Source organism: Palleronia abyssalis, assembly GCF_900302445.1.
Taxonomy (GTDB): Bacteria; Pseudomonadota; Alphaproteobacteria; order Rhodobacterales; family Rhodobacteraceae; genus Palleronia; species Palleronia abyssalis.
Map to the genome: position 1 here is coordinate 143,787 of NZ_ONZF01000004.1, position 15,777 is coordinate 159,563.

The 15,777-nt window shown below is 68.0% G+C and carries 14 protein-coding genes; 2 read left to right on the plus strand and 12 right to left on the minus strand.

Annotated features, from left to right (window positions below):
• Positions 1 to 8: 8 nt before the first annotated feature.
• The 4 genes from PAA8504_RS10905 to ftsW form a co-directional block, all read right to left on the minus strand.
• Positions 9 to 266, minus strand: coding sequence for a DUF2484 family protein (locus PAA8504_RS10905; protein ID WP_108894220.1), 258 nt, complete (start codon positions 264 to 266; stop codon positions 9 to 11).
• The gene (gene murC / locus PAA8504_RS10910) at positions 263 to 1,675 is read right to left on the minus strand and encodes a UDP-N-acetylmuramate--L-alanine ligase (protein ID WP_108894407.1); all 1,413 of its coding nucleotides are present in this window, start codon (positions 1,673 to 1,675) and stop codon (positions 263 to 265) included. Before murC ends, PAA8504_RS10905 begins: the two co-directional genes overlap by 4 nt.
• A 29-nt stretch (positions 1,676 to 1,704) precedes the next feature.
• Positions 1,705 to 2,847 (minus strand): UDP-N-acetylglucosamine--N-acetylmuramyl-(pentapeptide) pyrophosphoryl-undecaprenol N-acetylglucosamine transferase, encoded by a 1,143-nt coding sequence (locus tag PAA8504_RS10915; protein ID WP_108894221.1) that lies wholly within the window; start codon positions 2,845 to 2,847, stop codon positions 1,705 to 1,707.
• Positions 2,848 to 2,942: 95 nt separating this feature from the next.
• Positions 2,943 to 4,106 (minus strand): putative lipid II flippase FtsW, encoded by a 1,164-nt coding sequence (ftsW, locus tag PAA8504_RS10920; protein WP_108894222.1) that lies wholly within the window; start codon positions 4,104 to 4,106, stop codon positions 2,943 to 2,945.
• Positions 4,107 to 4,239: 133 nt separating this feature from the next.
• Between ftsW and PAA8504_RS10925 the strand changes: the two genes are divergently transcribed.
• Positions 4,240 to 5,421: a BaiN/RdsA family NAD(P)/FAD-dependent oxidoreductase gene (locus tag PAA8504_RS10925; protein ID WP_108894223.1), complete on the plus strand. Its 1,182-nt coding sequence runs from the start codon at positions 4,240 to 4,242 to the stop codon at positions 5,419 to 5,421.
• A gap of 58 nt (positions 5,422 to 5,479) precedes the next feature.
• Here the strand turns inward: PAA8504_RS10925 and PAA8504_RS10930 are convergent, their stop codons facing one another.
• The 8 genes from PAA8504_RS10930 to PAA8504_RS10965 form a co-directional block, all read right to left on the minus strand.
• Complete coding sequence (locus PAA8504_RS10930) at positions 5,480 to 6,466, minus strand: molybdopterin-binding protein (protein WP_108894224.1); 987 nt, start codon at positions 6,464 to 6,466, stop codon at positions 5,480 to 5,482.
• Positions 6,466 to 7,443, minus strand: coding sequence for an XdhC family protein (locus PAA8504_RS10935; RefSeq protein ID WP_108894225.1), 978 nt, complete (start codon positions 7,441 to 7,443; stop codon positions 6,466 to 6,468). Before PAA8504_RS10935 ends, PAA8504_RS10930 begins: the two co-directional genes overlap by 1 nt.
• A 216-nt stretch (positions 7,444 to 7,659) precedes the next feature.
• A complete protein-coding gene (locus tag PAA8504_RS10940; protein ID WP_181375766.1) occupies positions 7,660 to 7,929 on the minus strand; it encodes a DUF4260 family protein in 270 nt (89 codons plus the stop codon).
• Between the two features lie 170 nt (positions 7,930 to 8,099).
• Entirely contained in the window at positions 8,100 to 10,178 is a 2,079-nt protein-coding gene (locus PAA8504_RS10945) for an OmpA family protein (protein ID WP_108894227.1), read from the minus strand.
• A gap of 85 nt (positions 10,179 to 10,263) precedes the next feature.
• Positions 10,264 to 11,526: a vWA domain-containing protein gene (locus tag PAA8504_RS10950; protein WP_108894228.1), complete on the minus strand. Its 1,263-nt coding sequence runs from the start codon at positions 11,524 to 11,526 to the stop codon at positions 10,264 to 10,266.
• A gap of 78 nt (positions 11,527 to 11,604) precedes the next feature.
• Entirely contained in the window at positions 11,605 to 12,516 is a 912-nt protein-coding gene (locus tag PAA8504_RS10955) for an AAA family ATPase (RefSeq protein ID WP_108894229.1), read from the minus strand.
• Between the two features lie 65 nt (positions 12,517 to 12,581).
• Entirely contained in the window at positions 12,582 to 13,613 is a 1,032-nt protein-coding gene (locus tag PAA8504_RS10960) for a glycosyltransferase family 2 protein (protein ID WP_245897588.1), read from the minus strand.
• The gene (locus PAA8504_RS10965) at positions 13,610 to 14,545 is read right to left on the minus strand and encodes a hypothetical protein (protein WP_108894230.1); all 936 of its coding nucleotides are present in this window, start codon (positions 14,543 to 14,545) and stop codon (positions 13,610 to 13,612) included. The genes PAA8504_RS10960 and PAA8504_RS10965 overlap by 4 nt, the downstream gene beginning before the upstream one ends.
• Before the next feature lie 161 nt (positions 14,546 to 14,706).
• Here PAA8504_RS10965 and PAA8504_RS10970 point away from each other — a divergent pair, with 161 nt between their 5' ends.
• The gene (locus PAA8504_RS10970) at positions 14,707 to 15,663 is read left to right on the plus strand and encodes a phosphoadenosine phosphosulfate reductase (protein ID WP_108894231.1); all 957 of its coding nucleotides are present in this window, start codon (positions 14,707 to 14,709) and stop codon (positions 15,661 to 15,663) included.
• Positions 15,664 to 15,777: the final 114 nt, after the last annotated feature.

The following is a 15,777-nucleotide window of genomic DNA, read 5'->3' on the forward strand; positions in this document are numbered from 1 at the left end:
GATGCGACCTAGCGGGCGCGGCCTCCGACGCGGGCGCGCACCGCGCGCGCGCCCATGATCAACGGCCAGCGCAGGATTGATGCCGCGGCCAGAGCAAACACCGCCCCGGCCAGAAGCCCCGACGTAGCGACAAGCCAGATCAGGATCGGCACGCCGGTCAAGCCCAGCACCCGCGCCGCCCGCCAATGGTTGTCGCGGGCGGGCAGCATTCCTGCCACGCATCCCGCGACGATCCAGAGGCAGGCGGCCACGAGCGCAGGGCTCATGCGGGCTTGGGGTCCAGACGGGCGGGCAGGTTGTTGGCCCAGCCGCTGATCGTCCCGGCGCCAAGGCAGACGACCATGTCGCCCGGCGCGGCCTGCTCGCGCACCAGACGCTCCAGATCCTCCTCGGACAGCAGCGCGCGGGCGTGGCGATGGCCATGCCGGATCAGCCCCGAGACGAGGTCGTCGCGGCCCGCACCGGGGATCGGATCCTCGCCCGCGGAATAGACATCGGCGATGGCGACCACGTCCGCGTCGTTGAAGCAGGCGCAGAACTCGTCGAACAGGCTGGACAGGCGGCTGAAGCGGTGGGGCTGGTGGACGGCGATCACGCGCCCCTCGGTCGCCTGTCGCGCGGCCTTCAGGACGGCCTGAATCTCGACCGGGTGGTGGCCGTAATCGTCGATGATGGTGACGCCGTTCACCTCGCCCACGCGGGTGAAGCGGCGGTTCACGCCGCCGAACGCGGCCAGCGCGTCGCGGATTTCCGACAGCTTCAACCCCAGATGCCGCGCCACGGCCACGGCCGCCAACGCGTTCGAGACATTGTGGTCGCCCGGCATCGGCAGGGTGCAGCCCTCGATCACCTCATCCTCGGCCTGCAGCACCACGTCGAAATGGGCGATCCCGCGCTCGTAGCGCAGGTTCGTGGCGCGGATGTCGGCCTGCGCGTTGAAGCCGAAGGTCACCACGCGGCGGTCACTGATCCGGCCGACCAAGGCTTGAACCTCGGGGTGGTCGGTGCAGCACACGGCAAGGCCGTAGAACGGGATGTTGCCCACGAACTTGTCGAAGCCGCGCTTGAGGCGTTCGAAATCGCCCCAATGCTCCATGTGCTCGGGGTCGATATTCGTCACGATGGCGATCGTCGCGGGCAGGCGGTTGAACGAGCCGTCGGACTCGTCGGCCTCGACCACCATCCACTCGCCCTGCCCCATCCGCGCGTTCGATCCGTAGGCGTGGATGATCCCGCCGTTGACCACCGTAGGATCGACCCCGCCAGCATCCAGGAGGGCCGCGACCATCGTGGTTGTCGTGGTCTTTCCGTGGGTGCCGGCGACGGCGATGTTGGATTTCAGGCGCATCAGCTCGGCCAGCATCTCGGCCCGCCGGACGACCGGCAGACCTTGCGCCCGCGCCGCGTCGAACTCGGCATTGCCCGGCTTGATCGCGGACGAGATCACGACGACCTCGGCCCCGTCCAGATTCTCGGCCGCCTGGCCGACGAAGACCTTCGCGCCCAGCTCCTCTAGCCGGTCGGTGATCTTGGACCCCTTCAGGTCGGACCCCTGTACCCGGTATCCGTGCTCCAGCAGCACCTCGGCGATGCCCGACATGCCGATCCCGCCGATCCCCACGAAGTGGATCGGGCCCATATCCGTCGGCAGCTTCGTCGCGCGTGCGGCGTTCATGGCAAAATGCCTTTCGATCTGTTCGTCTTTCACCGCATCTCTCCGCTTGAGGTGTGATTGTCCAGCCCATGGGGGGCATCTCGGCGGTCGAAGCCGGCCAGGGCTTCGACGAGGTCCGCAAGGTCGCCCGCGGCATCGGGGCGCCCCCGCATCAGGGCAGCGCGGGACATGTGCTCGGCCGCGTCGGGGTTCGACAGGATCGCTTCGATATGGTCGGCCATGACCTCGGGCGTCAGCTTGCCCTCGGGCAGCATGACGGCCGCCTCGGCCTCGGCCAGGGGGCGCGCGTTGGCGGTCTGCTCGTCGCGCTTGGCGCTGGCGAGGGGGACAAGGATGGACGGGCGTCCGATCACAGTCAGGTCGGCCAAGGTCGAGGCGCCCGCGCGGGTGATGACAAGTTGCGCCTCGGGCATGGCGCGGGGCACGTCGATGAAGGGCTCGACCATCGCGGGGATCCCCGCGGCGTCATAGGCGGCCTCGACCCGCTCGGCATCCTCTGGGCGGGCCTGGTGGTGCATCCGCACATGGCGGCGCAGCGCCTCGGGCAGCAGCGCGATGGCGTCGGGCACGATGTCGGACATGATCCGCGCGCCCTGGCTGCCGCCCATCACCAGGATCGACATCGGATAATCGCCGGGCGAGATATAGCCTGCCCCGGCCCGGGCCTTGACGGACTGGCGTACGGGGTTGCCGATATCGACGCCCTCGACCCCGTCGGGCAGCTCGGTCGGCCATGTGCCGCAGGCGACGGCATTCACGCGCGTGGCGAAGATCTGGTTCACGCGGCCCAGCACGCCATTCTGTTCGTGGATCAGTCGCGGCAGCTTCAGCATCGTTGCGGCCGCCAGCGCGGGGATCGAGGGATAGCCGCCGAACCCCGCCACTGCGTCGGGCCGGTCGCGGCGCATGGCGGCCAGCGATTGCGCGACACCGCCTGCGATGCGGAACGGAACGCCCGCCTTGGCCAGCATCCCGCCGCGCGCGAAGGTGGCGCTGGCGATCTGCTCGACCGAGACCTCATCGGGGAAACCGCCGGCATAGCGCGCGCCGCGCGCGTCGGTCGACAGCTTCACCCGCCAGCCGCGTTCCAGCAGGGTTTCGGCCAAGGCTTGCGCGGGGAACATATGGCCCCCGGTCCCCCCGGCCGCGATCAGGCACAGCGGTGCGGTCAAGACATCCCTCCCGAGACTTGCACAAATGCGGCCTTATGAGGGGTCAGAACCTTCAATTTCCACCGATCCTTTCACTTTCCGCGCATTCCCGCCGATCAGCGGCGCCGTAGCAGGATATCCGAGATCTCGCCCTGCGGCCGTGACCGGGTAAAGGCCAGAAGCATTCCGACCGAAATCCCCATCGCGATCAGGGACGACCCGCCATAGCTGACGAAGGGCAGGGTCATGCCCTTGGCGGGCAGAAGCCGCACCGCCACGCCCATGTTGATCATTGCCTGCACGCCGAAGGTGCAGGCCAGCCCCGTGCCCGCCAGGCGCAGGAACGGATCACGCTCTCGCATCAGGCGGATCAGCGACCGCGCGACGATGGTGGCGTAGAGCGCGATGATCAGCACGACCAGGACCAGGCCGTATTCCTCGGCCGCGACGGCGATGATGAAGTCGGTATGCGCGTCGGGAAGCGACCACTTCACCTGCCCCTCGCCCACGCCGACGCCCAGGAATCCACCTTCCTGAATCGCGTTGGTCGCGTATCCAAGCTGGGTCCGCGGGTCGAGGTCGGGCGACAAGAAGCCGTCGATGCGGCGCGCGAAGTGTTCGGAACTGGAATAGGCCAGCGTTCCCGCGCCCAGCACCGCGCCGCCCAGGATGATCAGCAGCAAAAGCGGCGCCCCGGCGACGAAATACATCACCCCCCACGAAAACAGCACCAGGCAGGACTGGCCGAAATCGGGCTGCAATGCCAGAAAGCCCACGATCACGAGGCACAGCGCGAAGCTCATCGTCTTGCCCGGCGGCCCGTTAAGGTCATGACTGGCCGAGATCATCCAGGCCGCAACCACAATGAAGCCGGGTTTTAGGAACTCGGACGGCTGGATGCTGGCGAAGCCCAGCGAATACCACCGCACGGCCCCCTTGCCGAAATCGGTTCCCGCGAAGGGCAGGCCGATGACCGCGACGAAGGCGACCAGAAAGCCGATCACCGCCAGGCGCCGCACCAGCTTGGGCGACATCATCGTCGTCAGGAACATAGCGACTAGCGCGGCGCCGCCGAACACGCCCTGCCGGATGACGTAGTGGAACGGCTCGAACCCGTTGCGCGACGCCAGAGGCGGCGAAGCGGCGAGGCCCAGCAGGATGCCGATACAGAACAGAAGAAGGACGCAGCCCAACGACCACTTGTCGATGGTCCGCCACCACTTGGGAAGGATCGGTTCGCCCACGGAAACGGGCGCCGTGCCATAGACCATCTCGGTCATGGGGATACTGCCTTTGCCTCGAACCGCCCGGTTTGTCCCGGGTCTGGCGTTAAGCCTAACGAATCACCTTCGACTTGACCAGAATTTTCGCACGCGCTTGCGCCTTCCCGCCTGTCGGGTCACAGGGGCGGGCATGGAGGTCCAGACCCTGATCCTTGGCGCCGGCGCGGCCGGCCTGATGTGCGCGGCCCATGCGGGTCCCGGCGTGCTGGTCGTGGACCATGCAAAAAGCCCGGGCGAGAAGATCCGGATCTCGGGCGGGGGACGGTGCAACTTCACCAACATGGGGGTCGAGCCCGAGCGGTTTCTGTCCGCCAACCCCCATTTCGCGAAATCCGCCCTTCACCGCTACACCCAGTGGGATTTCCTGGGGCTGGTGCAGGCGCATGGCATCGCCTGGCACGAGAAAACGCTGGGCCAGCTGTTCTGCGATGGCAAGGCCACCCAGATCGTCGACATGCTGCGCGCCGAGATGGCGGGCGCAGAGCTGTGGCTTGGGACGGAGGTCGGTGAGGTCACCCATGACGGCACCCGGTTCCGCGTGATGCTGACGCGGGCCGGCCAGCGGGTCGAGGTGAAGGCGAAGTCGCTGGTGCTGGCCACCGGGGGGCTATCGATCCCGAAGATGGGCGCGACCGGGCTGGCCTATCGAATCGCGCAGCAGTTCGGCCATGCGCTGGTGCCCACGCGGCCGGGGCTGGTTCCCTTCACCTTCACAGGCACGCCGCTGGATCGGCTGAAGGCGCTTGCCGGGGTCGCCACGCCCGCCCGCGTGACCTGCGGGGGGACCGCGTTCGACGAGGCGCTTCTGTTCACCCATCGCGGACTATCGGGACCCGCGATCCTGCAAATCAGCTCGTACTGGGCCGAGGGGGACAGCGTCACGCTGGACCTCGATCCGGGCGGGCAGCTTCTGAACGCGCTCAAGGCCGCCCGGAAGGCCGAGGGGCGCAAGGCCCCCCTGACCCATCTGGCGCAACACCTGCCCCAGCGGCTGGCCGCAGCCATCCTGCCCGAAGATGCCCCGCCCCGGCTGGCCGATTGCGGCGACGCGGTGTTGAACCGGATCGTGGAGGGGTGCCGCGACTGGACGATGACGCCCGCCGGAACGGAAGGGTATCGGACGGCCGAGGTCACACTGGGCGGAATTGATACGGACGGCTTGTCGTCGAAAACGATGGAAAGCCGCCACGTGCCCGGCCTCTATGCCATCGGCGAGGCGGTGGACGTCACCGGGTGGCTGGGCGGTTACAACTTCCAATGGGCGTGGTCGTCGGGCTGGGCGGCGGGACAGGCGATCGCCGCCAGACTCTGAATCGCGCGGGGTGGCGACCGCGCGACACTAGCCCGCGCGGGGATGCGGGCGCGTCATCCTAGCCGGCGCGCGGATGTGGCCGCGCGGGGCTTTCCTTCAGCAGCCCGCCGACGCCCATCGCCGCGATCTCCTCGTCCGTGGGGGCAATGCCGCAGCAGATCCGTTCGAGCACCCAGTCCGCGCCGTTCAGCGCCGGGGACCGCGCACAGCCCGGCAGGCCGATCACGGGGCGCACGCCCAAGGTGCCGTAGAACAGCAGGTTGCCCGGATCGACCGGCATCCCGAACCGGGTCAGAGCGCCCCCCGCCTTCACCAGCCCCATCGGCCCCACGTCGCGCGGGTCCGACGTGGCCGAGGCGGTCAGAAGAAGCGCAAGGTCGCTGTCCACGCCGGACAGGGCATCGGCGATGGCGGGGGCGTCGTGGGGGATCGCCTCGGTCCGGTCCAGCACCATACCCAGCCGGTCCAGACGGGTGGCGACCGCCGCCTCTCCCTTCCCCGGGCCGGCATCGCCCATCGTGGTGATCAGCAGCGTCGCGGTCTTCAGCTTGACTGGCGCCACCGCGATCGCCGCCCCGATGGCCGCCGCCGCATCCAGCGCGCCCCGGTCCACCGCGTAGGAGATGATCTTGACCGTCGCGACCATTGTACCCGCCGCCACCCGCGCGAAGGGCGGCAGGGTCGCCACGGTGATCATCGGGTCGATCCGGTTCAGCCGGTGCAGCGCCGCGACCTGCAATGACAGGACCCCCGGCCCGGTGGCATAGAAGTTCACGCGGCCCGTCGCCGCCTCGGTCGCGCGCAGGCCAACGGCGGCGGGATCGGGCACCAGCGCATCCGCGATGCGGGTGGCGGCGGCATCCTCGATCAGGTCGTCGGGGCCGGGATCGGCGACCACCACATGGTCGATGCCCGCGGCGCGCAGGGTCGCGATATCCTCGGGCGACAGCACGCGGCCCTTGCGGACGCGCCCGCCCTCGACCTTGTGCGAATGGGCCAGGATCGCACCCTCGGCCCGGTCCAGCGGAACCTCTCCGAACTCCATCAGCCCTGCCTGAGCCGCTGGGTGATCTGGGCCATGACGGCCACAGCGATCTCGGCCGGGCTGCGCGACCCTACGTCAAGGCCCACGGGCGCGTGGATGCGGGCGATCTGATCGTCGGTGAAGCCCCTGCCCTTCAGGCGATCCACCCGCTTGGCATGGGTCCGGGTCGAGCCGAGGCAGCCGAGGTAGAACACGTCCGAGGCCAGCGCCGCCTCGATCGCCGGATCGTCGAGCTTGGGGTCATGGGTCAGCGTCACCACCGCCGTGCGCGCGTCCACCCCGAACGCGGCCATTGCCTCGTCCGGCCAGTCGTGCAACAGACGCTCGCCTGGGAAACGCTCGGGGCTGGCGAAACTTTCGCGCGGATCGACCAGAACGGCGTCATAGCCTGTCAGCCGCGCCATCTGCATCAGCGGTTGGGCGATATGCACGCCACCGACGACCACCATGCGCAAGGGCGGATTGTGGATCGCGATGAAGGTGGCGCCGTCCTCGGCAAACCCGGAACGGTCCAGGCGGAAGCGGTCGTGATGGGCGGGGGGCACGGCAATCCGGCGCGTCCAGTTTTCGGTGTCCACCACATAGGCCACCTGCTGCCGCGCGGTGCGGGCCTTCACGAGGTCGGACAGCAAGGCGGGGGGCATGTCGCCCTCGCGCACAGGCTCGACCATGACGCGGATGCGCCCGCCGCAAGCCAGGCCCACGGCGAAGGCCTCGTCGTCGGACACGCCGAACTCCAGCAGGCGCGATCCGCCTTCCTCGACGGACTCCAGCGCTTCGACCACCACGGCCCCCTCGACGCACCCGCCCGAGACCGATCCCGCGATCTGTCCGTCCCCGGAAATGGCAAGCTGGCTGCCCACGGGCCGCGGGGCCGAGCCCCAGGTCTCGATCACGGTCGCCAGGACGGCGCCCTTGCCGGAATCGTGCCAGGCTTTCGCGATGGCGGGAATGTCGTCGAAATGGGTGTCGAGCATCGGATCCTCCGCCGCCTTACATGGCGTATCGGCACGCAGGTGCAAGCTGGACGTTGGGCGCAGACGGGCAACGGGTCCAGATGTGGCGACCAGCGACCCGGACCGACACCATGCGCCCTTCTACGATCGGCCGATGGGTCCGATATGGGTGGATTTGAAGCCCTCGGGGGTTTTCGGACCGCAATCAAGCATACGGTCGAACCCCGAATGCCCCGGTCAGAGAACGCCCAATACAGATATGGTCGCCTTGTCCGTCGCGACGCCGAGGGCGAAGAGGACGGCGCGAAAGCCGTAAATGTGGGTGGAATTATAGGCGACGGCGCCCAATCTGGGGCCAAACGCATAGGCCGCGAAACTGATATTGGGTGCGAAGAACAGAATGACGGCGATCCACCATGCCGTCCCGCCCCCGACGAATACGACCAAGATCAGCGCGCCCGCGAAAATCAGGGCGCCTTCCATACGCTGCCAGGCAATCGTGTCCATCGGCGCGTCCATGTTTTGCCTGGCCAAATGTATGCCAGCCGGCTGGACCCGCGCGTCAATTCAGATGCGGTCGCGACGGAAAGAACCGTTCCGTTCATTCCGGCCGGTTCAGACGAAGACGCCCCCGTGGTCTTTTCACGGGGGCGCTCAAGCAAGTTATCGGCGCTTGATCAGTTCGCCGCAGCGATCTGCAGAAGCGGCGTGATGTTGCGCACCGTGGCGCGGCGGTTGGCCCGCTCGGCGTCGTTGGTCGACACCTTCAGGAACCGCTCGCCATAGCCTTGCACCACCAGGTTCGACGCGGGCACGTTGAAGTACTCGGTCAAGGCCAGCGCGACCGATTCCGCGCGCCGGTCCGACAGCGCAAGGTTGTAAGCCGCGTCGCCAACCGCGTCGGTATGACCCTCGACCAGGAAGATGGCGTTCGGGTTCTGGACGATCGTTTCGCGGATGTACTGGCCCAGGCCCCGCAATTCGTCCGCCTGCTCGGGCCGGATCGCGGCCGAGCCGGTGTCGAAGGTGATCGCTTCCAGATCGACGGCGGGCACCTGTGCGCGCACCTCCTGGATGTTGCGCACCTGGGACAAGCTATAGGCGCGGTCGATGCTGCCCTGGGTGGACAGGGCGCGGCGAAGTGCCTCCTGATCGGCGATATCCACGGTCTGCGACTGCTGCGCAGTCTGTTGCAGCTGCTGGACGTTCACCGGCTGGATGTTCTCGTTCAGGTCGTCGATCAGGACGATCCGTTCCCCATCCGGCGTGATGCGCACACGACGGACGACGCGAAGCTGCGCGTCGCGAATGGTCACGACCTGGCTGCCGTCGTCATAGGTGACGGTCGTGCGGGTCGAGCCGTCGTTGAAGGTCTGGGTCTGCACCTCGGCACCAGGCTGACGCAGAAGGGCGTTGTCGTCCTTGATCAGCTCGTAGCCGCCATCCTGACCCGACACCACCACACGGTCGTCGGAGGACGCGACGACGCGGCGGTTGTTGTTCAACAGCGCACCGACGGCAAGCGCACCGGCGCCCACCAGAAGCGCCTTTTCAAGGTTGCTGAGCCCGTCGTCATCGTCGTCGTCCGACGCCTCGTCACGCGGACTGCGGTCGATGGCGGTGTCGAAATCCTCCGAACTGGAACGCGCCTCGGTCTCGGTGACCGTGGTCGTCTCGGTCTCGACGGCTTCGGCATCGTCGCTTGCGGCAGAGGCGGTGGCGGCCTCGCCCTCCAGCGCCGCTTGCTCGCTGGCGGTGGGGGCGTCGAGGTCCTCGGCCGGGACGGTGTCGGTCTCGGCAGTGGTGTCCGTCTCGATTTCGGTGACCGGCTCGGCCTCGGCGCTGGCTTCGGTGCCGGCGTCCGCGTCCGTCTCGACCTCGGCTTCGGCTGCGCCTTCAGCGCCGGTTTCAACTTCGGCGTCGGCCTCGGTTCCAACCTCGACCTCGGTCTCGCCTTCAGCACCGCGCAGGCTTTCTTCAAGCGACTCGGTCGACGGCATGTCGCCTTCGGCATCAGCAGCGGGGGCTTCGGCGTCAGGGGTCTCGACCGGCTGTTCCGTGGTCTCCACGGTCGGCGTGGCGACGTCCCCGGCGGTTTCGGGCGTGGCGGTCCCGGGCGCGGTTTCCGTCACCTCGGGGGCCGCAGTGTCCGCGGGTGCGTCGACCGTCTGGTCCACCTGCGGCTCGACGGCCTCCTCGGCGGTCTCGCCGGACTCCTCGGTCGTCGCCTCAGGGGCCGGGGCTTGCGTTTCGGGCGCGGCCTCGGGTTCGGGTGCGACGTCGGCCGTTGTCTCGGGCGCAGCTTCCGGGGCGGGCGTTTCCTCTGGCGCGGCTTCCGGGGCGGGCGTTGCCTCGGGGGCGGCTGCCTCTGGCGTTGTCTCTTGCCCGGCTGCCGGAGCTTCCGTCGGAGCTTCGGGCGCGGCTGGGGCCTCGGGCTCGACCGTCGCGTCAGCGGTCGCGTCGGCGTTCATCTCGGCCTCGGTCTCGACCATGTCCGAGTCGACCTCGCCGCCGTCGTTCCCGAGGGGATTTTGAATCCGGTCCTGAACCTGCGCCTCGGACGCACCTAGACCAAGAGCTTGATCCAGCGCGTTGGTGCAGTCTTCGGATTGCGCGTCGACAGCGCAGGCTTCGGCGGCGCTCTGGACTGCGTCATTCAACGAGTCAGACGTTCCGGTCTGGGCGAACGCCTGAAACGGCACCGCGAGGTTCAGACTGGCGATGAGCGCGGTCGTGGTGCGAAAAGTGCTTTTCATGTTTCCCTGTCTTCCACTGGGTATGGCTGGAGTATAGAACCGCGACCGGACGGCGACGTTCCATCACGCTTCCGCCACCCGGCGGTCAGTCGCGCATCGCCGCCAGCATCCGCGCCTTCTCTCCGACATCGTCGGGCCGGGAGATCGCCCGGGCCAGCCCTTCGAGCGAGGCGATGTCGTGCCCCGCGCGGAAGCTGTCGACATGCCGCATCATCGTGGCGATGCCCTTTGCCTTCGGGGCGAAGGCGTCGAAGCGCAGAAGCGGGTTCAGCCAGATCACCCGCCGCGCGGTCAGCGACAGGCGGGCCATGGCCCGGTCGAGCTGGTCCGGATCGCCCCGGTCCAGCCCGTCGGTGATCAGAAGCACGATCGCCCCCTGCCCCATGACCCGGCGCGACCAGTCGCGGTTGAACTGCGCGATGCTGTCGCCGATCCGGGTGCCGCCTTCCCAATCCTGCGCCTCGGCCCCAGCGGCGGCCAGTGCCGCATCCACGTCGCGGTGGCGCAGGTGGCGGGTGATGTTGGTCAGACGGGTGCCGAAGGTGAAGGCATGCACATCCGCCCAGCCTGCGCCCTTGTGGTTCGACACGGCATGAAGGAAATGCAGCACCGCGCGGGAATAGGACGACATCGACCCCGAGATGTCGCACAGCGCCACCAGCGACGGCCACCGGATCCGGTTGGTCCGGGTCTGGAACCGCGTGACCTCTCCGCCGGTGCGCATCGCGCCCTGCATCGTCCGGCGCCAATCGGGACGGCGGCCGAGTTGCGAGGCGATGGTGCGGCGCGATTGCAGCGGCTGGACCGGCAGGGACAGGCGCGCGATCATCCGTTTGGCGCGCGCCATCTCGGCCGTCGACATCTGCTCGAAATCGAGGGTCTTCAGGCGTTCCTCGTCGGACATGGTGCGGCTGGCGTCGATCTCGATCAGGTCCTCGCCGGGCTGATCCTCGTCCGGCTGAGGGAGGTCGGGTTCGGTCGCGCCATCCAGAAGCGCCTCGGCCGCGCGTTTCTCGGCCGCCTTGGCCTGCCGGTCCTCCTGCGTGCCGCGCACCATGGGCGTGAGGAACGACATCATTTGTTCCATGTAGCGCGGGTCGCGCCAGTAGAGACGGAAGATCTGGTCGAAGGTCTCGCGCTGGTCGCGCCGCGTCACGAAGCAGGCGTGAAGCGTCCAGTAGAAGTCGCGCCTGTCGGTGAAGCCTGCCGCCTCGACCGCGCGGATGGCGTCGACGGTGCGGCCCGGGCCGATGGGCAGGCCCGCCTTGCGCAGCGCGCGGGCGAACCACGTGATGTTGTGCGCGAGCTTGGGGTCGTCGGGAAGGGTGAGGTCGGCGTAGTCAGCCATGGGGGGCGGCCGGACAAGGCGGGGGCGCTGCCCCCGCACCCCCGGGGTATTTTACCAAGGATGAAGAGGCGGGCCGTATCATGCGGGGGAGAGGTCGCGCCGGACCTCGTCGAGGAGGCGCTTGGCTTCGGAGCCTTCGAGGCGCTGAATGTCGTCCTGGTACTTCAGGATCGCGCCCAGCGTGTCGGCGATGACCTGCGGGGAAAGTTCCATCATGTCGAGCGCCAGAAGGCACTTGGCCCAGTCGATGGTTTCCGCGACGCCCGGCTTCTTGAACAGATCCTCGGTGCGCAGGCGCTGGACGAAGGCGACGACCTCGCGGCTGAGGCGGTCCGAGGCTTCGGGCGCGCGGGCCTTCAGGATCGCGATCTCGCGCTCGAAGGCGGGGTAGTCGACCCAATGATACAGGCAGCGGCGTTTGAGGGCATCGTGCACCTCGCGCGTGCGGTTCGAGGTCAGGATGACGATGGGTGGCTCGGGCGCGCGGATGGTGCCGAGTTCGGGGATCGTTACAGCGAAGTCGGACAGCGCTTCGAGCAGGAACGCCTCGAACGGGGCGTCGGTGCGGTCGATCTCGTCGATCAGAAGGACCGGGGCGCCGCCGGGCTGGGGGCGCATGGCGTCCAGCAGGGGGCGCGAGATCAGGTAGTCCTCGGTGAAAAGCTCGGTCTTCAGCGCGTCACGGTCGGCCCCGCCCGTCGCTTCGGCGGCGCGGATGGCGATCATCTGTTCGGCGAAGTTCCATTCGTAGACGGCCGAGGCGGCGTCCAGCCCCTCGTAGCATTGCAGCCGGATCAGGCGACGGCCCAGCGCGGCGGCCAGGGCTTTCGCGATCTCGGTCTTGCCGGTCCCGGCCTCGCCTTCGAGGAACAGCGGTCGCCCCAGCTTCAGCGCAAGGAAGGCAACAGTCGCCAGCGGACGGCCGCAGACATAGTCCTGCGAGGCCAGCAGGTCCTGCACCGCGTCGATGGATGCCGGCAGATCGGTCATTCGAAGCCCTCCCTTGGTGCGGGGATACGTGCATCCGAGGCCGGCGGCGTCAATGCGCCGATGGTCTAGGCCCCGCCGCCCTGCTGGAACAGGCGGATCAGCGTCCGCGCGGTCTCGGGGTCCGGCGGCGTGCTGGTCGTGGCCAGAAGCAGCCGCCCGTAAAGCTTGACGGTGGCCGGGTCCTGCAGAGCGCGTCGGAAGGTGGCGCGGTGCCAGTCGAGGCTGGCGGCCTCGGCCCGGGCGACGCCGGGCAAAGCGCGCAGGCGGTCGAGCTCGGCCGCCGTGGCAGGCGCCATGCGCGCGATGCTGTCATCAGGGACGGTGTTGAAGTTACGCTCCACCCAGTAGGTCAGATCGACGGGCTTGTCGGTGTGGTTGGGCAAGCCGCGGGCGGCTTTTGCGACGAACTCCTCGGCCGAGCGGACGGAGTAGTGGTTGAGCTGGACCCGGTCGGTTGCAAGCGGCGCGCCCCACAGCATGATCCGGCCGCCTTGCGCAAAATCCCCGGGCAGGGGCGTGCCCGAACCGTCGACCCAGGCCGCCACCCGGTCCTTCAGCGGTTTCGGCCGGTGAACCCCAGGCGCGCGAAAGGCCTTGCGCCGGAAGAGCGTCTTGAAAAACCGCGCCAGCGCCGGGTAGAGCGCGTCTTCGGGAATGGCGCGGGTGAAGGCCTGCGTCGGGGGTACCGGGGGCCGCATGGCATGACCCGCATGGCCGAACAGGCGCCACGGCAAAACGATGGCGTCCGCATCGCACGCGGCGATCAGGTCCTGCACTGTGTCGAGCGGGGCGCGCAGATTCAGGTACTCGTCGCAATCGATCACGGCGACCCAGTCCGCCGCCCCCATCGCGGGATGCGACCCGGCCTGACGCAGGGCCGACCATTGCGGCGTCTTGCCTTCGGGGACTGCGCTGCGCAGATGGGTGACGATACCAGCGCCTTGCAGAAGGTCCAGAAGCGTGTCGGTCCCGTCGGCGCAGTCGTTGGTGAACAGCAGCCAGTCGGTGATCCCGGCGGCCCGGTGATGGGCCAGCCAGTGCAACAGGTTCGCCCCCTCGTCGCGCAGGCACGAGACGCCCAGCACGCGCTGGGTCAAGGGACGATCAGCTCGACGCCGGGGATTGCCGCGATCCGGTCGAGGTCCTCCTCGTATAGGGTCGTCAGAACCTCGATCCCCTCGGGCGGGATGCCGGGCAGGTCCAGCGATTCCTCGACCTCGTCGGGGGCCGCGAATTTCGACAGGAACAGCTCGATCACCTTCATGGCGTGGTCCTCCTCCATATCGGGCCGGCGGGCCACATACGCATCGAAGGCCGACCGCCCCGCGTCGGTCATTATCTCGCGTGCGACCTCGAACCGGCCGGTCATGGCGTGACCGGGATCGAGGCCCGCGGCCCGGCGCAGAACCTCGTTCCAGACGAACGGCGTGTCTTCGTTCGCCCAGACGGTGATGGGGGCGTCGGGCACCCCCTCGCGCATCCGCTGGATCACGTCCGACCAGCGCAGAGTGCGCAGATCCACGCGTCCCAGGAAGGTCTCGAAATCCTCCACAGGGCCCACCCGACGATAAAGCGCGGGAAGGAAGGTCGCGGGGTTGCGGACGGCGCACATGAACTCGACGTCGCAATCGGGGAACAGGTTGCGCAGCTCACGCGCCTTGTCGGCCGCGTTGACATAGATGCCGCCGTCCCGGCACACGCGTCCGGGCGCTGACATGAAACTGTCGTAGGACAGGACCAGTCGATCGACCAGCGTGGTGCCGATCAGCCGTTCGAAAAGCTCTTCCTGGTCGGCCAGTCCGGCCGGTTCGCCCTTAAGGCGACGGGTCGCGAACTCGCGTAGGACACCGGTGAAGAACTTCTGTCGCGGGACGGCGATCGCCTTCTCTTCCAGAAGGGGCTTGTCGCGGCGCAGCGACCACAGAAGCTTCTCGTCGTCCGTGCAGATGAAACCCACATGCAGCACGACCTCGGTGTCCGGGTCGCTATAGACACGTCGCGAAAGGTCCGGTTGGATGGCGTCGGTCACGATATGGGTCCCCTTGCCTGCCGGTTCTACGGTATCGTGGGGCCTGTCCGCAAGCGATGCACCATGCCTTGGCGGGGTCGCACATGCTCCATATTGTCGCCACCAATCTTGGTTAAGCTTTCCCTTGGACCGCAGAATACCGGAGGCGAAGGATGAATCCCATGGCTGAGGACGATGTCGACCGCCCCGAGACGGTCGAGGATCTGGACTTCGCGCTCGAGGATCTGGCGGGAAAGCGCGGTTATCACCGACAACTCGATGCGGATCATACCGCGACGTTCCTGCCACGGGGCGGCGCGCTGATCGTCTCGTTCGAAGAAACGGACGAGACGCTGGCCCGCGCCACCGGTCTGCCTGTCGCCTTCGACTTCGCAGAAGAGAAATCGTGGTCCGTGCTGCATATCGCAGCCAGGCGCCGGACGTGGTTCCGGGGCGATGCGGTGTTTTCCTTCTTTGACGAGCTGTCGGACGACGTGCTGTTCGACGAGTACGACCGGGTGATCTTCTTCGGGGCGGGCACGGGCGGATACGCCGCCGCCGCGTATTCCGTGGCGGCCCCTGGCGCGCGCGTGATCGCGGTGTCACCCTTCGCAAGCGCGGATCTGGCGCGCGCGGGATGGGATTCGCGGGTGCGCGATACGTTGGAGGTACAGGGCGCCCCCCGATACGCCTTCGCGCCCGAGATGATCGTGGCCGCCGAAGAAGCCTTCATCCTGTTTGACAAGACCTCCCTCTTCGAACACGTCCATGCCAGCCTGTTTTACGGCGACAACGTCACGCGGCTGGCCGTTCCGGGCCTGGGCTGGATCCGGGGCGTCCCGCTGGAGCGAAGCCTGGAAGGCATCGGCGCCCTGCATCCTCTGGTCCAGGGGTTTGGCCTCGGCGCACTGGACCGTGTTGGTGCATACGGCCTGCTCAGGGCACGCTATCGCCACAACCCGTATCTGCGGGCGCTGCTCGACCGGACGGTCGAACGCGGCGGCGACCGCCTGACCGCACGTTTGTGCCAGAAAGTCCTTTCCCAGGGCAAGGCACCCGCTTTCCGCCGCCGCCTGCGCGAAGCCCGCGCCCGGCTCGAGGCCGAAGGTACCCTGCCCGACTGGCTGTCCGAAGCGTAGTCCAGGCCTCCGCCAAGGCGGCATCCAAATCGCGACCAGCTTTCCCGCCTCCACTTCATCCTTGTGAAAATACCCCGGGGGAGGACGCGCAGCGTCCGGGGGCAGCGCCCCCGA